This window comes from Acidovorax sp. 93 (assembly GCF_003633835.1).
Classification (GTDB): domain Bacteria; phylum Pseudomonadota; class Gammaproteobacteria; order Burkholderiales; family Burkholderiaceae_C; genus Acidovorax; species Acidovorax facilis.
Window position 1 is genome coordinate 2,297,911 of the sequence record NZ_RBIT01000001.1, and the last position, 20,169, is coordinate 2,318,079.

The window sequence follows — 20,169 nt, forward strand, 5'->3', positions numbered from 1 at the left end:
ATGTCGGTGCACACCTTGAACTTCTTCATTCCACCCTTGGAGGATGGGCGCTCGCGCTCCTCCAGAAAGCCATGCTCTGTTAGTGCCAGTGCAAACGTGATCAGCAGTGCCAGTCGAACATTGACCAGGGGCTAAAGCTGGTTCCATTAGAAACCAGCTGTGGATAACTATAGGGTGGATGCTTCGGTAGGGCCTCCTTTTTTTGAACTGGTGGTTGGTATTGCCGAGCCGTCAGGCGAGGCCCCTTCCTCCGCGGTCTCGCTAACCTGGGCGGCCACTGCCTTCTTGGTCTGCTCACGAGCCTTGATGCGCCCCTTGGCTTCGTGCGTGCTGTGGCGGAAGCGGTAGGACTCGTTGCCGGTCTCGATGATGTGGCAGTGATGGGTCAAGCGATCCAGCAACGCGGTGGTCATCTTGTCATCGCCGAACACCGTGGACCACTCCGCGAACGTCAGGTTGGTGGTGATCATCACGCTGGTGTGCTCGTACAGCTTGGACAGCAGGTGGAACAACAAGGCACCACCGGCCTGGCTGAAGGGCAGGTAACCTAACTCGTCGAGCACGACCAGGTCCATGCGCACCAGACTCATGGCGATGCGTCCGGCACGGCCCTGGCTCTTCTCATGCTCCAGGGCATTGACCAGATCGACCGTGGAGTAGAACCGCACTCGCTTGGCGTGCCGGGTGAGCCCAGCAATTCCCAGCGCCGTGGCCAGGTGGGTTTTGCCGGTGCCTGGGCCGCCGACCAGCACCACGTTCTGCGCATCCTGCGTGAACGAGAGGTCCGCCAGTTTCTGGATCAACGCGCGGTCGACCGGCGCGACGGTGAAGTCGAACCCAGCCAGGTCGCGGTGCATCGGGAAGCGTGCCGCCTTCATCTGATGGGCGATGGAACGCATCGCCCGATCAGCATCTTCAGCCTGCAGCAGGTGCTCCACCAGCCAGCGTGATGCAGCCAAGGCCGTATCGCCGCCTTGCTCCGTCAGATCGGCCCAAGCCGTGGCCATGCCGTTGAGCCGCAGCGCCTTCAGTTGGGCCTGTACATCGATGGAGGTCTCACGCATGGCCCACCTCCTGCCCGTCTAGATGATCCTGGTGGGTGGGGCGCAGCCGGTCATAACGCGCGGTATCGGCCTTGGGCGCCTGGGTGAGTTGCAAGGACGTCTGCGCTTGCGCCGGCGTGGCCGGGTTGTTCAAGCGGGCCAGCACGTTGCGCACGTGTTCCACGCTAATGCTGCCGCTGGGGGTCCTGCCTTCGAGTACCAGCTCGATGGCCACCAGCACCGCTTCCAGCCCGGCCTGCGGCACCACGGCCAGCACCTGTGCCATGACCCGGTCTCCTCCAGGGTGCCTGAGCAGCGACTGGCGCAAACGCAGCAACGGCGCCGGCAGGTCCAGGAACGGCGTGCCGTTGCGCAAGGCGCCCGGTTTGCGCTGCACCAGGTCGATGTAGTGCTGCCAATCGTAGCTGGTCTGGCCGCTGCCCGGCAGCCGGGCGTGACTCGCGACGACGGCGTCCGCGGCCGCCACATCGATTCGCTCGGGATAGACGCGGGTGCTGACGATGTGGCCGGCCCACTCGCACGGCACGGAATAGCGGTTGCGAGCGGCAGCCACCAGGCAGGTGCTGCTGACCCGGGCCAACCGTTCGACGTAGCCGTCGAAGGGGGCCGGCATGGACATGAGGTGAGGCTTCTCCAACTCCCACATCTCGGCCACGGTGAACTGCCGATGGATCGGGTGCGTGGTGTCGCTCCACACCGAACGACATCGCTCGCTCAGCCAGGCATTGAGTTCGATGAACGAGCCGAAGCGACGGGTCGCGGCTTCGATCCAGATGCGCCTGCGGCTGTCCTGCACGTTCTTCTCCACCACCCCCTTCTCCCATCCCGAGGCGACGTTGCAGAAGTCGGCATCGAACAGGTAGTGACTGCACATGGCTGCGAAGCGCGCGTTGACGGTGCGCTGCTTGCCACGCTGCACCTTGTCCACAGCGGTGCGCATGTTGTCGTAGATGCCGCGTCGGGTGACGCCACCTAGTGCCTGGAACGAGCGTGTGTGCGCGTCGAACAGCATCTCATGACCCTGGCTGGGGTAGGCCACCAGCCAGAAGGCCCGGCTGGCGCACAGCTTCAGGTGCGCCACTTGCACGTTGTAGAACACACCGCCGACGAGCATGGCTTCGACGCTCCAGTCGAACTGGAAGGCCTCGCCCAGCTCGAAGCTCATCGGAACGAACGCCTTGGCCGGACTGGCTGCGGACTCCACCCGCCAGCGCCGGATGTAGTCGGTGACGGCGCTGTAGCCGCCGCGATAGCCCTGGGCCTGTATCTGAGCAAACAAAGCTCGGCCGCTGCGCCGTCCCTGCTTGGGGCGATGGCTGTCGGTCGTGAGCGCTTGATGCAGGATCGGCTCGAACGCAGTTAGCTTGCCATCGAGCTTCACCCGCTCGTACTTCGGCACAACATCGCCGGGCGCCTTGAGCCACTTCTTGACCGTGTTGCGCGACAGGCCTGTGCGCTTTGCGATCTCGCTGAGAGAGAGTTGGTCGCGCAGCCTCATGCGCCTGACCTTGCCAATCATGTCCATGGTGATCACCTTGAATCCCCTGCTGAAATTCTCAGCAGGTCAGTGGAACACCCTGGTCAATATTGGATTGGCACTTTGCGGTTTAGCTGGTCAAGATTGCATCGGCACCAACACTTCCATACCTCTGGACGACTGGCGCAAGCCCTTTGGCGATCACTTCCCGAAGCGCCCGACATGGTGTGAAAAGTGCGATGCGCGAGCAAACGAAACCGCACACCCAGTCAAAGGAGAAGGAAATGACGCCACTACGGCGCAGAAAGGAGGCGAGTGATGGACGAAGAATTCACACTGAACCATGTGACCGACATGCTCAAGCTGACAGAGGATCAGTTCGCGAGGATGCTTCCTGATCTATACACATGGTATGTCTACAGCAAACTGCTCGAAGCTGCTGGCGGTGAGTCAACTGGGTTGGTGTGGCGCGACGACAACCGGCCCGGAGTCATTACCGGGGTGGACTGCACGGACCCGAAAACAGGTGAGCAGTTCACCATTGATCTTGATGACGAGGCGAAGCCATGAGATCCGCAGCCAAATCCAAGCCCTGTGAAATCTGCGCCGATTCCGGCTGGGTATGCGAGGCGCACCCGGGCCAGCCATCAGCCGTAACGACAAGGGGCGGCTGTAACTGCGGCGCTCCCGCTGCAAATTGCGCCTGCAATCCGAATGGCGATGCGCAGTTTGACGCAGTGTATGCATCGACCGATCCAAGCAACGTTAAGGAGTGGATCCAATGAGCCATCAACACAAACATAACCGAGACGACAAGCGCGACCGTTGGGAGGCGCAGCGCTGGCAGGAACAGCGGGATGAAGCCGACAAGCCACCACCGGAGCCGGAGGAACCGGAACCGATTCACACTTTTCACTAGCCGCCACTGAGCGGCTTTTTTATTGGAGAAGCGAGATGCAAGAGCGCGGACCAATCGAAATTCTTGGCGCGATCATTGACGAGGTTGAGGGATTGCGCCGGACTGATGCAAGGAGCCACCTTCCAGACTCTTTGATGCGAGAGGCTAGAGCAGCACTTGAGGTGCACACGGTCGTCGGAAAACCGGGCGGCGCCCAGCTCAGCAGCATTGACGGCCTGGTTGGCAGAACAGTGAGCCATGTTTTTGATTCTGATCTGCGCCGCGCGCAAGTTGTCATCCTTTGCGCTGATGGTTCATTCTTGGCGCTTGAATCACAGCGCGATGTCGATGACAGCTACATCAGCGTAGACACCATGCGGGCATGGGGCCCACCATCAAAGGGTCTGGCCGACTACCTCAACCCGGCAGACCTTGTAGCAGCGGGCCTGATGACGGAAGCGGAAGCGACTCAGATAGAGAAGGAAGCGAAGAAGGCAGAAATTGACGCAGCCAAAGCGCGAGCGGAGACGCAAATCAACAGACTGTGTGCCGAACTAGAACGGCTTGAAAAGCAGGCCGCTTAACCACACCGCCCCTCTAAGGGGCTTTATTTTTTGGAGAACGATATGGATGATTTTTCAAAGATCCCAGGCGTGCAGATCTACAGGGTGGAAGACCAAGCCGCCCTTGACGCCTACACCGAAGCCTGTTCACACGGCCCACGCGCATACGTCGCTTATGCGGAGATCCTGCGGGCGATTGCTGACGGTCATCCCGTCGAATGGCAAGCGCCAGAGGGTACGTGGACCTACCAGCACCCGAGCCACACACTGAACGAAATCAAGACGGTTTCGCAGATGCCGGAGCGCTACCGGGTTCAGCCACCAACGCCCAGCCATCCCGCAATCACTCAGCGCGAGGAAAGCCTGATCCAGATGCTGCGCAGCGAGTGCGACCACGCAGCACGCAACAACATGCGGCTGCCGCCGACTTTGGAGCACCGCAATGGGCGCCTTGCTGTCCCAGAGGAATACATCGATGCAGTAATTGAGGGCTGGCATCGTGAGCACGGGATTCCGTTTCTCAGAGCGGCCCCACAGGATCAACCACCCACCACCGCCTAACAGGCAAACACACCACACCAGGGCTCCGAGAGGGGCCTATTTTTTTGGAGATCTACATGAGTGCAATCCTGTCCCCCTGCGGTCTGTACCGCTACCGCCTGGATCGCCAGCTCACCATGGGCGATGGCCCCGTTTATGCGTTTTTCGGCGTGAATCCAAGCACCGCTGATGCCAGCCTTGACGATGCCACTGTGCGCAAGTGGACTGGCTTCTGCAAGCGCTGGGGCGCATCGCGCTACGTCGTGGGCAACGTGTTCGCCTACCGCGCCACAGACGTGAAGGAACTTGCCAAAGTTGAAGACCCTCACGGCCCCGACATCGGCGACCACATCACCGACATCATCACGGAGGCCGACATCCTTGTGCCGTGCTGGGGCAACACATCGAAGGTGCCGCCCGCGTTGCAGGATTTCTTCGACGTGCTGGCGGACGCGCTGCTGTCGTCTGGCAAGCCCGTGCGTTGCTTCGGCCTCACAAAGGCGGGCGACCCACTGCACCCTCTGATGCTCGGGTACGACACACCACTTGTCCCTTGGTGCACTGAGTACGCGCCATGAAAGCCGGAATCGCCCGCATCTACTACGGCGGCCAGCCGGAACGAGAACACAGGAGAAAGACACCATGACAGAACAACAGGCCATTGATGGCGCGCGGATCTCCCCAGGCCTCGCCAAATCGCCATACAGCGTTGAGACCTATTCAATCGGCTCCTGCGTTTGCAATGCAGACGGGTTCAACGTCCTCTCATTCGCGCACAAGCCAGGGGCGAAGTTCACAACCCAAACCAGGGCGCAGGCAATTTGCGACCGTTGGAATTCTTTGGAGGTGGTAGCACCATGAGCACATTCCTGAATCAGCGCGAGATCGCGGACCTTACCGGGGTCCGCATCGGAAAAGGCGGCAAGATCCGTGAGCAGCTGCAAGTTGCCGAGCTCAAGCGCATGAAAATCCCCCACTTCGTCAACGCCCGTGGCTGCCCGGTGGTGGCGCGCGCCGTCATCGAGGGCGGGGCCCAACAACCACCACAACAACACAAGGGCTGGGAACCGGCCTTGGCCTGACCATGCAATATTTCCGCTCAAGAACCCATCGCTCGGGCATCACGTACTACTACTTCGACAAGGGCGGGAAGCCTCGCAAGGAGATCCCCCTTGGGAAAGACTACGTGCTGGCCGTGCGCAAGTGGTCCGAATTGATCGCGACCACCGAGAAAGCAGCCGTTGCAAACTTTGCATCCCTGGCGGACAAGTACGAACGCGAGGTGGTGCCATTGAAGGCCAAAAGCACGCAGGTACTGCAGTCGTCCGACATCAATCTGCTTCGTGAGTTATTTTGCTTGCCATCCCCTGCGCCACTGGACGAGATCAAGCCCAGCCACATCCATGCCCTGCTGCAGTGGAAGAAGCACCAGCCCACCACGGCAAACCGGCTCAAGCGCACGTTCTCGCACATGTTCAACATGGCAAGGGCCTGGGGTTACACCGAGAAAGCAAACCCATGCATGGGGATCAAGGGCCTGCCGGTAAAAAAGCGCGAGCAGTACATCACCGACGAGGTGTTCCGTGCGGTGTGGAACGTCGCGTCGTGGCCGCTGCGAGACGCGATGGATTTGGCCTACCTCACTGGCCAGCGCCCCGCCGACACCGTGGGCATGACGGACGGCGACATTGAAGACGGTCGGCTGAAAGTCACCCAAGGGAAGACCGGGGCGAAGCTGCGCATCCGGATAGAAGGAGAACTGGCTGTATTGCTGGACCGCATCAAGGCCCGCAAGGATGCCTGCAAGATGTGGAGCTCTGCGCTTGTGGTGAACCAGGCCGGGGAAGCGCTTTCTCAGAAGGCGTTGGCAGAGGTCTACAAGCGGGCTCGGAAGAAGGCGGCCAAGCTGAATCCAAAGCTTGCAGACCAGATCAAAACCATGCGGTTCTACGACCTGCGGGCCAAGGCTGCAGACGATGTGTCGGAAGTGCGGGGCGAGGCGGCGGCGGCAGAGCTCCTAGGCCACGACAGCGTGACAACCACCCAGCGCCACTACCTGCGAAAAGGCCGTGTTGTTGGTCCGACCAGGTAGGCGCAACAGGTATGATTCGGCACCTGCATAAGGTGAATTTGCGTAGCAATACGCAATAAGTTAGTAAGCGCTATCGCTGAAAACATTACTGCCCGTAGCTCAACTGGATAGAGCAATAGCCTTCTAAGCTATAGGTCGGGGGTTCGAGTCCCTCCGGGCAGGCCAAAGTAGCATTTCAGACAGTCTCACAACCTCTCAGAGCCCGCATGTTTCCTAGCATCGCGGGTTTTTTGTTGTCTCAGGCCATTTCACTACGTACCATGAGATACCGTCAAAAAAACGGTATCTCTGACGGTATCTCTGAAGTACCGCACCCCAGATACCGTTAGCAGGGGAAGCAATGGCACTCACAGACACATTCGTTAGACAGGTGAAGCACAGCGGCAAAGCCAGCGGAGACAAGTACGCCGATGGCGGGGGCATGTACCTGCTGGTCAAGGCCAGCGGCAGGTACTGGCGCATGGACTACACCCACGCAGAAAAACGCAAAACACTTGCATTAGGCGTGTACCCCGAAGTCTCTCTAGCCAAAGCCCGAAAGCGCCGTGACGACGCCCGCGAACTCCTGGCCGAAGGACTCGACCCCAGCGCAGCCAAGAAGGCCGAGAAGCTGGCAACCCGCGTAGCCGCAGCCAACACCTTTGAAGCCGTGGCCCGCGAATTCCACGCCACCCAGGCCAGCGGCTGGAGCCCCCGCTACGCGGCACGGTGGATCGAGCGCATGGAGAAAGACCTGTTCCCCCACATCGGCAAGCTGACCTTGCCAGCCATCACCGCCCCCGTGTTGCTGGACGCACTGCGCAAGGTGGAGAAGCGCGGCGCCAACGAAACCGCCCACACCCTGCGCCAGACCGCCGGGCAGGTGTTCCGCTACGGCGTGCAGACCGGGCGCTGCGAGCGCAGCCCCGTGACCGACCTGCACGGCGCCTTAAAGCCCATCTTGGTCAAGCACATGGCTGCCGTGCTGGAGCCTGCCAAGGCGGGCGAGCTGCTGCGGGCCATTGATGGCTACACCGGCCAGCCCATGACCAAGGCGGCGCTGGCGCTTTCTGCCCTGCTCTTTCAGCGCCCCGGCAACATCCGGCAGATGGAATGGGCGTGGATCGACTTTGACAAGGCCTTGCTGACCATTCCATCCCAAGACATGAAGCGGCGGCTGGCGCAGAAGCTCAACGGCAGGCCGCACTTTGTGCCCCTGGCCCCGCAGGCCATCGCCATCCTGAAAGAGCTACAGCCCCTCACCGGCCATGGCCGCTATGTATTCCCCAGCCTGCGCACGGGCGAGCGGGCCATGAGCGACAACACCATCAATGCAGCCCTGCGGCGCATGGGCTTTGCCTCCGACGAGATGAGCGCCCACGGGTTCCGGGCGATGGCGCGCACGCTGATGATTGAGCGCATCCATGGCATATCTGCGGATGTGATCGAAGCCCAACTGGCGCACGGCAAATCGGGGCCGCTGGGGGCAGCCTACGACCGGGCGGAATTCATGGAGCAGCGGCGCAGGATGATGAAAGAGTGGGCGGACTATCTGGACAAGCTGCGCAAAGGGGCAGACGTGGTCCCTCTTAGGTACACGGCATGAAACACCCGGCAACCCACACTGGATCGCAAATATTTTCGCAACATTTCCTCGACAAGTTCAACAAGCAAATCCGACGATAAAGACCACGACATTCACAGCAACTTCGGAGACGACATGCTGTTCGACTTCTTCATAGGGTTCAGAAGTAATACTTTGTGTCAACTGACCCCCGCGTTTTAAGGACTGCACAGGGAAAGAACAGCCCATAGCGCAAGCAAATGCACGATATGAGGCGCCAGCGAACGGTAGCCCATCCGATTCTTTGGCGCAAAACCGCCGAGACACTAACGGAGGGGATAGAGCAAGCCGTGCAAAGACAAATATGATGATTGCGTGGACTTGAGAAAATCCACAGAAGGCAAAGGCCCAAGCCAGAAAAGGCGAAGGCCCCAAGTGTTCGAGCACATGGAGCCTTCTAGACCGCCAAAACCCGAGGGCCTTGAAAGTCTCCCAGCGACGGGACTTTGAGGGTATCACGACCGACCTGTTCAGTGGAACAGGCGTGTTAGTGGGGTTTTGGTTTTTTGTAACGCAGCTATGAAAGACCAACCATGCCAGCGACAGCCGCACTAACGCAGCCTGACAGCCTACTCCGCGTAGAACCCCACATCACCCAACGCATGGGTATCAGCCGCAGCAGCTGGTGGAAGGGCGTGAAAGATGGCAAGTTCTCACCGGGGATCAAACTCTCCCCCCGCGTGACCGTCTGGAAAGCCAGCGAAATCGACGCGCTCATTGCCTCTATCGGCAAGTAAAGGGCGCTCCATGAAGAAAATTACTTATGGCGAACAGCCAGGACGCGACACGTCCAAAGCATGTGCAACGGGCTTCGACGCGCTGCCCGACAGCGCATTTATCCGCGAAGCGCAACTGGTGCAGAGCCCCAAGCGCCCCGACAGCCTAGCTCCCCTGCCCTTCAGCGCCCCCACCCTGTGGCGCAAAGTGAAGGCGGGCACGTTCCCAAAACCGCACCGCCTGTCTGAGCGCGTGACGGCCTGGAAGGTGGGCGACGTGCGCGCGTGGATCAACCAACACACCGCCGATGCGTAAGGGGGCACACCATGCACACCGACGCAACCAAGCGGCAGGCACTGGCCGAGATTTTGGCCGCGCATCCGGGCACCGACACCACGGCGCAATGCGCGCGCATCCGGGCAGCGCTGGCCCGCTTTGCACTCACCACGTTTGAGGCTTCACGCTATCCGGACTGCTACGACCCGCGCGCACGGGTGATGCAACTGCGCCATGCCGGTGATGTGATCCGCACACACTGGCAGACGGTGGAAACCGAAGGCGGCGGCAAACACCGCGTGGGGCTCTACGTGCTGGAACCCAAGGGGGGTAACCATGCATAGCGCCATTGATGGATTCAGCACTGCGATGGAGGCGGCGGGCCTGCCACCCCCACCCACCATCGAAGCCGATGGCAGCCTGCACCGCTTCAGTACCAGCGGCAAGCGCGGCGACGATTCGGGCTGGTATGTCCTGCACCCGGACGGCATCGCAGCGGGCGTGTTTGGCTGCTGGCGCAATGGCTGGTCACAGACCTGGAGCAGCAAGCCCGACACAGCCATGACCCAGGCAGAGCGCGATGCACACCGCCAGCGCATCAAGGCCATGAAGGCACAGCGCGATGCAGAGCAGGCCCAACGCCAGCAGCAGGCGCGCCAGACAGCGGCGGCGCTGTGGAAGGCCGCAGCACCCGCCATGCACCATGAGTACCTGGCACGCAAGGGCATACAGCCCCACGGCGCACGGTGTGATGGGCAGCGGCTGGTGATCCCCTTGCGCGATGTGGACGGCACATTGCACAGCCTGCAAACCATTGCACCCGATGGCGACAAGCGATTCATGCCCGGCGGGCGTGTGGCGGGTTGCTACCACTCCATGGGCAAGCCCCAGGGCGTGCTGGTGGTGTGCGAGGGCTTCGCCACCGGGGCCAGTATCCATGAGGCCACGGGGCACGCGGTGGCGGTGGCCTTCAACGCGGGCAACCTGCTGCCCGTGGCCCAGGTACTGCACGGCAAGTACCCTGCGCTGCGCATCATCGTGGCAGCCGACGATGACAGGCGCACCGATGGAAACCCCGGCCTGACCAAAGCCGCCGAGGCGGCGCAGGCGGTGGGCGGCAACCTGTCAAAACCTGACTTTGGCGACAGCCGTCCAGAGAAGGCGACGGACTTTAACGACCTGCACCAACTGCTGGGGCTGGATGCGGTGAAGGCGTGCATTGATAGTGCAGCGACGGCACCCACCGACAGCGGCTGGCCTGACCCCACGCCCCTGCCCAGTGGCCTGCCACCCGTGGCGCCGTTTGATGCCGAGCTACTTCCCGAGGCCCTGCGCGGCTGGGTGGCAGACATTGCAGACCGTATGCAGTGCCCGCCCGACTTTACGGCGGTGGGGGCTGTGGTGGCTCTATCCAGCCTGGTCGGCGCGCGTGCAGTGGTCAAGCCCAAGGCCCGCGACGATTGGGCAGTGACCCCCAACCTGTGGGGCGCCATCGTGGGGCGACCCGGCGTGATGAAGTCGCCCGCACTCAGCGAGGTATTGAAGCCCCTGCAGCGCCTTGAAAAAACAGAACGGGAACAATGGCAGGCTGCGCACGAAGCCTGGCAACTCGATTGCAAGGTGGCCGAGCTGGCCGCCAAGGCCAACGAAAAGCAGGCTGCAGCCCAAGCCGCCAAAGACCCAGCCAAAGCGCGGGCGCTGCTGCAGCCAGCGGACAACATGACACCAGAGCCGACCATGCGGCGTTATGTGGTCAACGATGCCACGGTGGAGAAACTGGCCGAGCTGCTGACCGTGAACCCGTGGGGCACGCTGGTTTACCGCGATGAAATCCACGGCCTGCTTTGCAGCATGGACAAGCAAGGGCAGGAAGGCGCACGCGGCTTCTACCTGACGGGCTATGACGGCAACCAAGGCCATGCTGTAGACCGCATCGGGCGCGGTGAATCGTTTGTGCCCCGCGTGTGTCTGGCAATGCTGGGCGGCATCCAGCCCGGCAAGGTGCAAAGCTACGTGCGCGACGCCGTGGCGGGTGGCGCAGGTGATGACGGCTTGCTGCAGCGCTTTGGGCTGACGGTGTGGCCTGATGTGAACCGCGAATTCGTCTATGTGGATCGGTGGCCCGACACCCCCGCAAAACAAGCTGCATGGGCGGTGTTTGAGCGCCTGAATCAACTGCAGCCAGTCACCGACAGCGATGCACAGGAATGGCGCTTTACCTCCGATGCACAGGCATTGTTTGAAGAATGGCTGATCCCTTTTGAAACCGAGCTGCGCGGTGAAGAACTACACCCGGCGCTGGTGTCTCACCTAGCCAAATACCGAAAGCTGGTTCCCGCCCTGGCGCTGATCTTTGCCCTGGTAGACACACCCGACAGTGGACACCTGATCCATGGGCGCGAGCTGATGCGCGCATTGGCATGGGCCGACTACCTGCGCACCCATGCCGAACGCCTGTATGCCGCAGCGGTGATGCCGGAAACCAGCGCAGCCAAGCAGCTGCTGGACAAGATCAAGGCGGGCAAACTGGCCGACAGCGACGGCGCTTTGCCGGATGCCTTCACGCCCCGACAGATTGCGGTGAAACACTGGGCAGGACTTGGGACGCCAGACGCTGTGCGCAAGGCCGCCGACCTGCTGGTCGACTATGGCTGGCTGGAACGCGAGGCAACACCCAGCGGCACAACGGGCGGCAGGCCCAGCGAGCGATACGCATTGCACCCTGCTCTGGCGAAAGGGGGCGCGTGATGAAGTGGCTACAGCGCCTGAAATCGGCACCCACCCCGAACGCCGACGCTACGAAACCTACAGAACCGGGTTTCGTAGGTTTTGTAGCGTGCCCCGATGGGGTTTCTGAAAACCTCAAAACCCCACAACAGCCACCGGCCAACGAAGCAAACGCAGACCCTGACCGCTGGTGCTGGCCCCATGGCGCTGCGATGAACACGGCAGAGATTGACACCTTCACGGAGCGGCTGGCGCGCTTCACCGACAAGGGGCTGACCCTGGACGATGCCGAAGCCCTGGCCGACAAGCTGGTACTGCGTGACAGGGACGGCGACCACCGCCGACAGTGCCTGGAGTGCGCACATCTGCAAGGCGTGGACCGCTGGAGCTGCGGCAACTGGAAGCAGGCGACCATCGGCACCCGCCCAGCAGACGCAGGGCTGGCGCATGGGCTGGTGGTGATGCTGCAGCAATGCACAGGATTCAAGGAGCAAGCACGATGAAGAAGAAGGCCCAGGCCCCGGCGGCGCCAAGTGGCAACCCCGACCCCAACACCCTGCAGCTACACAAAGACCCAGCGCAGACTGACGCCGCCCAGATCGCGGCAATGGCGCTGGGCAGCGTTGCAGCCAACGCAATGACTGCACGCACGTTTGCGAAGGGCACGTTTGGTGCGCTGGACGTGACCGAGTGCGTGATGACGCTCAAGAAGCGCGTGGACACCACCCACGACGGCGACCTCAAGCACGCAGAAACCACCCTCACGGCGCAGGCCGCAACGCTGGACGCCATCTTCAACGAGATGGCCCGGCGGGCAGCGCTGAACATGGGCGAGTATCTGGACGCGACCGAGCGCTATATGCGGCTGGCACTCAAGGCCCAGGGCCAGTGCCGCGCCACGCTGGAGACACTGGCCGCCATCAAGAACCCGCCGGTGATCTTTGCCAAGCAAGCCAACATTGCCCACGGGCCGCAACAGATCAACAACAAAACGACAACAAGAAACACCAGCACGCGCGTGAGAAAAACCGAAACACTGCAGAACGAACTATTAGAGGATTCAGGGCATGGCAGCACGCACATGGACGCAGGAGCAACGACAACGCCAGCGCGAGGCCATCCAGCGGTGGAAGCCCTGGAATCAGTCCACAGGCCCCGTAAGCCTAGAAGGAAAAGCGGTGGCAGCGCGTAATGCTGACCGTGGTGGGCAGCGGGATGCCATGCGAAGGGCAATCAAAGAGCTGCGCGAAGCGCTGCGGTCGCAGCGCGATACGTTGAACGAAAAGAAGCCGAGACACTGAGAACAGCTCTTCAAGAATGCAAGAGGCTCAACAGTTCCACCGCTTGAAAACCTAGTTGCAATACACCGACTGCCCAATGCGGTTGCAAGTGGAAGTCTTGCCATTCCCATGGTTGATGTACGTGGAGTTGCCAATCGTGCTGGCACTGCTTCCGTTGCTCCCGTACGTGGTGTTTCCTATCTGCTGATAGCTATTTCCGTTGCTACCGTAGGTAGTGTTTCCGATCTGCTGGTAGCTGGTCCCATTGCTGCCGTAAGTGGTGTTTCCGATCTGTTGGTAGCTAGTTCCATTGCTCCCGTACGTCGTATTACCAATCTGTTGATACGTCTGCGCTTGGGCACCGAAAGCCAAGATTGCAACAGCGGCTGACAGCACAATTTTTGAAGGGGTCATGAAAGTTCTCCTTCGACAGATCGTAACGGAACGTTTCAAATACACAAGCTATTTGAGCTCGTACTCATTTGCGTGCGAGAGGAAACGCACACGGGGGGGCGTGCAAAGTCTGAACTCGCGGCTTTGATGACACCCCACCGATCCTCACTCGCAGAAAAAATCCCCCGTTTGAAAACAATCAAACGAAAATTCGCCAATCAACGATAGACACCGCTGATGAGCCTACGCAGATTGAGAAAAAACGTGTACTTCAAAGCCATCTGCGCACTGAGCGCATTGCTCGCAACAGCGGGTGCACATTCGCAACAAGCGGACATCGCAGCGTGTAGAAGTCCTGCGGGCAAGGTGTACCGACATTTCAGCGGCACCGCAGAAAAGGCGGATGCGGGGTGGTCAGATGACAAAATCTCGGAGGGCGTGTTGACGCTCGTGCGGACACCGACCGGGACGCTGGACATGCTATTCATCGATGTTCGCAACAAACCTATCAGCATGACGCAGGACGGCGCAAAGCTTGTACTGCTCAGGTCATCCGACAGGTCAATTTCGATTCTTGTGCACTACCCAGGTGCGACCACGGAAATTTATTCGTTCTTTCAGGAAAAAGACGGTCGAAATAGGTACAGCGTTCTCACCAGTAGAACAGGCCCACAAGCTGCAGTGGAGAAAAGCAGCGTAATGGTCGGACTATGCGATCCAATCCGATTCGACCTGCTCCCGCGATAAGCGCGCGTGTAGGTACGCGGGCGAAGGGAAGACAAGAGCGACACCGAATCCGGCGTGGACTTTCTGCAACGGAAAGGGGACACTTTCGCCAATGACGGTACTTTTGACGGTACTTTTCTAAATCGAAAACATGAAACCCAGCACTCATGCGGTTTTCAAGGCACTTTGTGAACTCCTCCGGGCTCTGAAAAACACCTTTTCTGCATTGCGCCAGGGAAGAATCGGGGAGGAATTTTCGATTGATGCTCCGCCATCCTGACAAAATCGCAGGCATGGCCGCCCAGAACATCGTAGACCTCCCACCCTGCCGCCCAGGCATGGCAGACACCCACCGCCGCGCGACAAACGCATTCCGCGCACACTGGCGCGCACACGGTACAGCGCAACCGCAGAAGCTGGTCCTGACCAGGGCCCAGGCCGACGATCTGCTTCTGTGCCGCCTCTATGGCTGCGTGCCAATGAATGGCGTGAAGCCAGAGCAAGGCAAATTCAATGGCAGCCCGATAGAGGTATCGGATGCCACTGCTGGCGTTCTTGTGGCCCACGATGGCACCGAGATGCCGCTGGCGGACTTTTACCAACTAGCTCACGCCTGAAGCCAGCTCTGGACGGTCGTTCTATATGGATGACCTCCTACGACGGCCGACACAGGCGAGTGTCCCAATGGACTCTTTCCACAAGGAGCTCGCCATGGCCACCGACCCGAACGAACACCCAGCCCACAAGGTCCCCGAGACCTATCCCCTTCCCCCGGGCGACCTGCCGCCCAGTACCGAGACGCCGACTATCCCCCCGCAGCCCCAGCTCCCCCAATCAGGGCCGGACTACGTTGGCGAAATTGAGGATGAAGGTGCAGATCCTGTGGGCCCGTCGCCCAGGACCAGATTTCTTCCGATTGCGGACGTCCCTTAGCCCCGCTGACGCCGCATAGCTACCATGCCCAGCATAGCCAGCAATGACGACAGTCCAAGTAAGGCGTACTCACCGAGCGTGGGAATGCTAGCTGGAGCGGCGGGTGGCGCTAGCCCCACATTGATGATGATCTCGTCGCCAGATGGCACGAACAACGTTTGAGTCCCCACGTTAAGGCCAATCGCTGCCAACGTCGTGCCTGCAAAAATCGTTTGATTGACGATCGGAGACGCAGAAACATAGTTTTCCGGTAGGTACAGCTCAGTTCCCAGGAGAAACACGTTGGGCCCCGAAGAGCTTGACCCAGCGGTCGGCACTACAGCAGGCAGCGAAATGCCAGGCGACAGCGCCCCAGGATACCAATCTCCGTTTGTGTCTGAGCCAATGCAGAGGGCATTTGTACCGATGAATCCATCACCAAGAAGACACGGTCCAATGAGGCCCACGGAGGAGAAAGAACTGGTGTTTATCGAGCCTGAGCCACTCATCACGACATCAGGACCCACCTGATTGATGTTGATCGTGTAAACAGCCTGAGCTAGGTTCGCTCCCAGGAAGAAAATCAAGCCCACGCCAACGTCTCGCAAATTCATCTCCACCCCTTCATAAGAATACGTATCATTTGAAGTGTAGAGGATGTCTTTGATCCAGCCTAAGCCAAAGTTGCGGGCACGGCCCATGTAACGTCGGTTTTGGGGTGGTGAAGAGGTCGGCCCCTCCAGCTCCCGAAGGGCGATGCAAGGCGCCAAGCTGGTGAATTTGCCTATGTCCTCCCGGGGCTCCAAACTCACCCAGCTCCTCACGGCCGTCAAATACTTGGGCCCGGTAGTTCCCGGGTTCTATCTTGTCGATTCTCAGCGTCAGGATCATCAGCGTTCAATGGATCAGGAGACCGCACAGCCACAGCGTGGAATGCGGTCCAAGCCGGCCATCACAGCGTCGGCTTCCACCCCTGGCTCACGATTCCAGCGGCGCGGTGGCTCAGTTCTACTTCGGCACGGACATTTCATGCACTGATGCCTGAAGGGACACTCCCTTCCATCAAAACATTCGGAGCACTATCGGTTTGGCTGCGGGACCGCAGCGTAGTTCATGGCAATGGCCTGGACCACTGCGCCAATGAGCGCGCCATCGCTCGCACTCTGAGGCAAAACCTCCCGAACGATCTGGACCGCGTACTCCAGCTGCTCCTTGGCAAGGGCTGCTGACATGGCGTTGCCACGTTTTTCGCTGGGCGACGCGTCGCGGATCACAAGGCTCATGGAAGACTCCAGAAAAAGCTAAAGACGCAGTATGCGCTGCATACGACGCGCTCCATCCCGGCACTACCCAAATCCCGCCAAGAAAGACTGTTCGAAGAGTGGGCAGAAGCAATGGCTCCGGACTGCCCCTCACATGCTGGAGGCCCAAAACAAAAAAGCGCCGCAACATTTGTTGCGGCGCTTTTTCTGATTTGGGGTGGCTGATGGGGCTCGAACCCACGACAACAGGAATCACAATCCTGGACTCTACCAACTGAGCTACAGCCACCGTAGCTTTGTATTATAGCCTGGGATTTGAGCCCCAAGACCAATTTGCTTAATTTTCTGCAGCGGCCTGCAAAGTGGCCGAGGGTCGCGGCGCTTTGATCTCTGCCTTGAAACGCTTCTTGAGCATCTCATAGTACGCTTGGCCTTCCGCCGAAGCCCACCACTGCATATATTGCTGCCGCTCCTGTTGCGCGCGCTGGCCCTCTGGAGACGGCCGAGGCACCACACGGTTCACCTTGACCACAGCATAACCCTCGCTCCCCAGGTCCACACCAACCCAGGCTGGGAGAGCGTCGGCTGTCGGCGCGTGCAACGCTGCATCAATCAGAGGACGGGGCAGGTTCTGGACCTGCTCACGCGAAATCTGGATGGGGGCACCGAGGCCGCTGGCGGTTGCCGGGGCCGCTTTCCACGCAGCCAGCTTGGCTTCGCCATCCTTGCGCGCCAATTCAGAGGCTTTCTGCCCCACATACAGTTCGCGCACGCGGGCTCGCACTTCTTCCAGCGGCAGGGTTTTGGCGGGGGTGTACTGCACCACACGGCCAGCAGCCAGTTGGCTGGGACCTATTTCCACGGCCTCGGTGTTGCGTTTGTTCTGCACCGAATCCGAAGAGAAAAGTGCTTCCAGGAACTTGGGGTTGGCCAGTGGTCCCACCGCGCCAGGAGCTGGCGTGCGGGTGAGGCCAGACGCGGTCTGCACCTTGAGCTTGAGCTTGTCTGCCACCGGCTTGAGGCTGTCTGCCTGTTCATACACGCTGTTCGTGAATGACTCCGCCACCTCGGCAAACTTGCGCTGCGCCTGCTGCTGCTTGAGTTCGGCTTCCATGGTGGGGCGCAGTTCTTCAAAGGAAGGCTGGCGGGGTGCCTTGATGTCGGTCAGCTGGATGATGTGGTAACCGAAGTCGGTTTCCACCAAATCGCTGATTTCACCCTTCTTGAGGGCAAAGGCCGCGTCTTCAAACGGCTTGACCATGGCGCCCCGTCCGAAGAAATTCAGATCGCCACCTGCGGTGGCCGATCCTTTGTCGTCCGAGGCCTTCTTGGCCACATCCGCAAACGTGGCTGGCGCCTTGCGCACCTGGGCCAGCAGTTCCGTCGCACGCGCCTTGGCCTTCTCACGGTCGGCAGACGATGCGTCCTTGGAGGCATTGATCAGGATGTGGCTGGCGCGACGCTCTTCCTTGCCGGCCATGCGCGCCACGTTTTCCTTGTAGTAGGTGCGCAAGTCGTCCTCATTGAGGGTGATACCGGAACGCACGCTGTCGAGGTCCAGAACCACATACTCCACCGAAGCCTGCTCCATCTGAAGGAACTTTGCGGGATTTGCCTTGTAGTAGGACTCCAGATCTGCATCCGTGGGCGCAACCTTGGCAGAGAAATCTGCAGACTTGAAGCGCACCACCTGGATTTCTCGCTGCTCATAGAGCGGGTCCAGCGCGAGCTTGACCTGGGCGTTGGTACTGAAGGCGGTACCCATCACACCACCAATGACCTGATTGATCGACAGATCGCGGCGGACATTGGCCTCGAAGCCTTCCGGCGTCAAACCTTGCGTACCCACCAGGGCCCGATAGGCTTCTGCGTCCAGCGTACCGTCAGCGCGCTTGAGCCCTGCAATGGCGGGAATCTCCTGCAGGCTGCGTGCCAGCCGCGAATCACTCGTCACCAGGTGCATTTCCTTGGCGGCAGCTGCCAGCACGCGGTCGCGCACCAGGCGCTCGAGCGTGGCGTAGCGGGCCTGGGGAGAGTCAAGAAGCTTGGGATCGACCGAGGGAGACTGCGCACGCATGCGGTCGGTCTCCATGCGATGGGCATTGTCCCAGTCAGTCTGGTTGATCTTGTCGCCATCGACGCGCGCCACCACTGGGCTCTTTTCAGAGAAGTAGTTGCTGTCAATGCCTACCAGCACAAACGATGGAATGATCAGCAAGAACAATAAGATCATCACGATCTTGGAGTGCTTGCGGATGGATTCAAACATGGTCGATCTTTCAGAAGGCAAAAAACAAAAGGCGAACTTGCGTTCGCCTTTGTTCGGTGGTGGTGGGTCCTGACGGTCTCGAACCGCCGACCTACTCCGTGTAAAGGAGCCGCTCTACCAACTGAGCTAAGGACCCCACCTAAACTGATCCTCAGTTCAAGGCATCTTTCAATGCCTTGCCAGGACGGAACTTTGGAACTTTAGCAGCTTTGATTTTAATCGTAGCGCCGGTACGGGGATTGCGGCCCGTGCGAGCAGCGCGTTTGCCGACCGCAAAGGTACCGAAACCGACGAGCGAAACGGTGCCGCCCTTCTTCAGGGTCTTCTTGACGGCCTCGATCGTGGATTCCAGGGCACGAGCAGCGGCGGCCTTGGAGATGTCGGCGTTGGTAGCGATGTGCTCAATCAGTTCGGTTTTGTTCACAAGAAGCCTCTCGGAAAAGAGTTGATGGAATGTCTCGCGGATATCTGGTCTTCACACGTCCGAAAGCGCAGCCGGAGGCTGGTTGAAAACAGACGGGGGAATGACTGGCATACACAGCAGTGGCTGCTGCATCAGATTAAAGCCATCGAGTTTCCGGGTGTCAATACAACACGCTGGTTTGGCGCAGCGTTGGGATGAATTCTAGTCGTATTTCACGCTGCGACAGGGCTTGTGGGGCGTTTTTGTCTCAAACACGCCGTATGGGCAGCACTCCGTATTGACACCCCAGTTCCGACAATGCAGCGCAGGCCACAGTCCCTCGCATTCATCCACAAAACCACCGACGGGATGCGCGCGCCCCACTCCTGCTACTTCACACGCGCCCGGATTTCTGGCAATGCCTTTTGCAGGTAGTACACCATCGACCAGACCGTGAGCACAGCCGAGGCCCAGATGAGCCAGGTGCCCCACACGCCGGTATCGATGACGCCGAACAGGCGCCCGTCATAAAGAAGGAAGGGGATGGCCACCATCTGCACCGTAGTCTTGACCTTGCCGATCATGTGCACAGCAACGCTCTTGCTCGCGCCGATCTGCGCCATCCACTCGCGCAGGGCTGATATGGCGATCTCGCGGCCGATGATGATGAGCGCAACGAACACATCGGCGCGCTGCAGATGCACCAGCACCAGCAGCGATGCACACACCAGAAACTTGTCGGCCACCGGGTCCAGAAAGGCGCCAAACGACGAGGTCTGGTTCAGTTTGCGGGCCAGGTAGCCGTCCAGCCAGTCGGTGGCTGCGAACACCACAAACATCACGGTGGCAATAAGGTTGCGCGTGGCCGGGTCCAGCGGCGCGTAGAACACCCCCACGATCAAAGGTATCGCGACGATGCGCGTCCAGGTCATCAAGGTGGGGATAGTCCAGAACATGGGTCGATTGT

General features: G+C 60.1%; 26 protein-coding genes and 3 tRNA genes. 19 read left to right on the forward strand and 10 right to left on the reverse strand.

Annotated features, from left to right (window positions below; genetic code table 11):
- Positions 1–167: 167 nt before the first annotated feature.
- Positions 168–1,064, reverse strand: coding sequence for an IS21-like element helper ATPase IstB (istB, locus tag C8C93_RS10390; RefSeq protein ID WP_121506336.1), 897 nt, complete (start codon positions 1,062–1,064; stop codon positions 168–170).
- Positions 1,057–2,589, reverse strand: a complete 1,533-nt coding sequence (gene istA / locus C8C93_RS10395; protein ID WP_108500128.1) for an IS21 family transposase — start codon at positions 2,587–2,589, stop codon at positions 1,057–1,059. The genes istB and istA overlap by 8 nt, the downstream gene beginning before the upstream one ends.
- Between istA and C8C93_RS24985 the strand changes: the two genes are divergently transcribed.
- The 17 genes from C8C93_RS24985 (at position 2,588) to C8C93_RS10465 (ending at position 13,149) form a co-directional block, all read left to right on the forward strand.
- Complete coding sequence (locus tag C8C93_RS24985; protein WP_147433758.1) at positions 2,588–2,860, forward strand: hypothetical protein; 273 nt, start codon at positions 2,588–2,590, stop codon at positions 2,858–2,860. The genes istA and C8C93_RS24985 overlap by 2 nt on opposite strands.
- Complete coding sequence (locus C8C93_RS10400; RefSeq protein WP_121506838.1) at positions 2,860–3,111, forward strand: hypothetical protein; 252 nt, start codon at positions 2,860–2,862, stop codon at positions 3,109–3,111. The genes C8C93_RS24985 and C8C93_RS10400 overlap by 1 nt, the downstream gene beginning before the upstream one ends.
- A gap of 211 nt (positions 3,112–3,322) precedes the next feature.
- A complete protein-coding gene (locus C8C93_RS25140) occupies positions 3,323–3,460 on the forward strand; it encodes a hypothetical protein (RefSeq protein ID WP_158603266.1) in 138 nt (45 codons plus the stop codon).
- Positions 3,461–3,495: 35 nt separating this feature from the next.
- Entirely contained in the window at positions 3,496–4,023 is a 528-nt protein-coding gene (locus C8C93_RS10405; protein WP_121506839.1) for a hypothetical protein, read from the forward strand.
- A gap of 42 nt (positions 4,024–4,065) precedes the next feature.
- Positions 4,066–4,563: a hypothetical protein gene (locus tag C8C93_RS10410; protein ID WP_121506840.1), complete on the forward strand. Its 498-nt coding sequence runs from the start codon at positions 4,066–4,068 to the stop codon at positions 4,561–4,563.
- Between the two features lie 56 nt (positions 4,564–4,619).
- Positions 4,620–5,120: a DUF1643 domain-containing protein gene (locus tag C8C93_RS10415; protein ID WP_121506841.1), complete on the forward strand. Its 501-nt coding sequence runs from the start codon at positions 4,620–4,622 to the stop codon at positions 5,118–5,120.
- Positions 5,121–5,184: 64 nt separating this feature from the next.
- The gene (locus C8C93_RS24990; protein WP_147433759.1) at positions 5,185–5,403 is read left to right on the forward strand and encodes a hypothetical protein; all 219 of its coding nucleotides are present in this window, start codon (positions 5,185–5,187) and stop codon (positions 5,401–5,403) included.
- Entirely contained in the window at positions 5,400–5,624 is a 225-nt protein-coding gene (locus C8C93_RS10420; protein WP_121506842.1) for a DUF4224 domain-containing protein, read from the forward strand. Before C8C93_RS24990 ends, C8C93_RS10420 begins: the two co-directional genes overlap by 4 nt.
- Before the next feature lie 2 nt (positions 5,625–5,626).
- A complete protein-coding gene (locus C8C93_RS10425; RefSeq protein ID WP_121506843.1) occupies positions 5,627–6,634 on the forward strand; it encodes a tyrosine-type recombinase/integrase in 1,008 nt (335 codons plus the stop codon).
- 88 nt (positions 6,635–6,722) lie between these two features.
- A tRNA-Arg gene (locus C8C93_RS10430) sits at positions 6,723–6,799 on the forward strand.
- Between the two features lie 175 nt (positions 6,800–6,974).
- Positions 6,975–8,219: an integrase arm-type DNA-binding domain-containing protein gene (locus tag C8C93_RS10435; RefSeq protein WP_121506844.1), complete on the forward strand. Its 1,245-nt coding sequence runs from the start codon at positions 6,975–6,977 to the stop codon at positions 8,217–8,219.
- Positions 8,220–8,770: 551 nt separating this feature from the next.
- Complete coding sequence (locus C8C93_RS10440) at positions 8,771–8,974, forward strand: AlpA family transcriptional regulator (protein ID WP_121506845.1); 204 nt, start codon at positions 8,771–8,773, stop codon at positions 8,972–8,974.
- Between the two features lie 10 nt (positions 8,975–8,984).
- Positions 8,985–9,269 carry an AlpA family transcriptional regulator gene (locus C8C93_RS10445; protein WP_121506846.1) on the forward strand — a complete coding sequence of 95 codons (285 nt, stop codon included), beginning with the start codon at positions 8,985–8,987 and terminating at the stop codon, positions 9,267–9,269.
- 11 nt (positions 9,270–9,280) lie between these two features.
- Positions 9,281–9,574, forward strand: coding sequence for a helix-turn-helix domain-containing protein (locus C8C93_RS10450; RefSeq protein WP_121506847.1), 294 nt, complete (start codon positions 9,281–9,283; stop codon positions 9,572–9,574).
- Complete coding sequence (locus C8C93_RS10455; RefSeq protein WP_121506848.1) at positions 9,567–11,978, forward strand: DUF3987 domain-containing protein; 2,412 nt, start codon at positions 9,567–9,569, stop codon at positions 11,976–11,978. The genes C8C93_RS10450 and C8C93_RS10455 overlap by 8 nt, the downstream gene beginning before the upstream one ends.
- Positions 11,979–12,169: 191 nt before the next feature.
- Positions 12,170–12,460, forward strand: a complete 291-nt coding sequence (locus C8C93_RS10460) for a hypothetical protein (RefSeq protein WP_121506849.1) — start codon at positions 12,170–12,172, stop codon at positions 12,458–12,460.
- Positions 12,457–13,149 (forward strand): hypothetical protein, encoded by a 693-nt coding sequence (locus tag C8C93_RS10465; protein WP_233559321.1) that lies wholly within the window; start codon positions 12,457–12,459, stop codon positions 13,147–13,149. The genes C8C93_RS10460 and C8C93_RS10465 overlap by 4 nt, the downstream gene beginning before the upstream one ends.
- A 160-nt stretch (positions 13,150–13,309) precedes the next feature.
- Here C8C93_RS10465 and C8C93_RS10470 read toward each other — a convergent pair whose 3' ends face one another.
- The gene (locus C8C93_RS10470; RefSeq protein ID WP_199727014.1) at positions 13,310–13,651 is read right to left on the reverse strand and encodes a hypothetical protein; all 342 of its coding nucleotides are present in this window, start codon (positions 13,649–13,651) and stop codon (positions 13,310–13,312) included.
- Positions 13,652–13,894: 243 nt separating this feature from the next.
- Between C8C93_RS10470 and C8C93_RS10475 the strand changes: the two genes are divergently transcribed.
- Both C8C93_RS10475 and C8C93_RS10480 read left to right on the forward strand, forming a co-directional pair.
- Positions 13,895–14,377 (forward strand): hypothetical protein, encoded by a 483-nt coding sequence (locus C8C93_RS10475; RefSeq protein WP_147433760.1) that lies wholly within the window; start codon positions 13,895–13,897, stop codon positions 14,375–14,377.
- Between the two features lie 317 nt (positions 14,378–14,694).
- Positions 14,695–14,973, forward strand: a complete 279-nt coding sequence (locus C8C93_RS10480; RefSeq protein WP_147433761.1) for a hypothetical protein — start codon at positions 14,695–14,697, stop codon at positions 14,971–14,973.
- A 312-nt stretch (positions 14,974–15,285) separates the two neighbouring features.
- Here the strand turns inward: C8C93_RS10480 and C8C93_RS10490 are convergent, their stop codons facing one another.
- The 7 genes from C8C93_RS10490 to pgsA form a co-directional block, all read right to left on the reverse strand.
- Positions 15,286–15,969 carry an IPTL-CTERM sorting domain-containing protein gene (locus tag C8C93_RS10490; protein ID WP_121506853.1) on the reverse strand — a complete coding sequence of 228 codons (684 nt, stop codon included), beginning with the start codon at positions 15,967–15,969 and terminating at the stop codon, positions 15,286–15,288.
- 378 nt (positions 15,970–16,347) lie between these two features.
- Positions 16,348–16,551 carry a hypothetical protein gene (locus C8C93_RS10500; protein ID WP_010460906.1) on the reverse strand — a complete coding sequence of 68 codons (204 nt, stop codon included), beginning with the start codon at positions 16,549–16,551 and terminating at the stop codon, positions 16,348–16,350.
- 192 nt (positions 16,552–16,743) lie between these two features.
- Positions 16,744–16,819, reverse strand: a tRNA-His gene (locus tag C8C93_RS10505).
- Positions 16,820–16,867: 48 nt separating this feature from the next.
- Positions 16,868–18,799 (reverse strand): SurA N-terminal domain-containing protein, encoded by a 1,932-nt coding sequence (locus C8C93_RS10510; RefSeq protein ID WP_121506855.1) that lies wholly within the window; start codon positions 18,797–18,799, stop codon positions 16,868–16,870.
- 60 nt (positions 18,800–18,859) lie between these two features.
- A tRNA-Val gene (locus tag C8C93_RS10515) sits at positions 18,860–18,935 on the reverse strand.
- A gap of 15 nt (positions 18,936–18,950) precedes the next feature.
- Entirely contained in the window at positions 18,951–19,223 is a 273-nt protein-coding gene (locus C8C93_RS10520; protein WP_008906675.1) for an HU family DNA-binding protein, read from the reverse strand.
- Between the two features lie 368 nt (positions 19,224–19,591).
- Positions 19,592–20,158 (reverse strand): CDP-diacylglycerol--glycerol-3-phosphate 3-phosphatidyltransferase, encoded by a 567-nt coding sequence (gene pgsA, locus C8C93_RS10525; RefSeq protein WP_055400785.1) that lies wholly within the window; start codon positions 20,156–20,158, stop codon positions 19,592–19,594.
- Between the last annotated feature and the right edge of the window lie 11 nt (positions 20,159–20,169).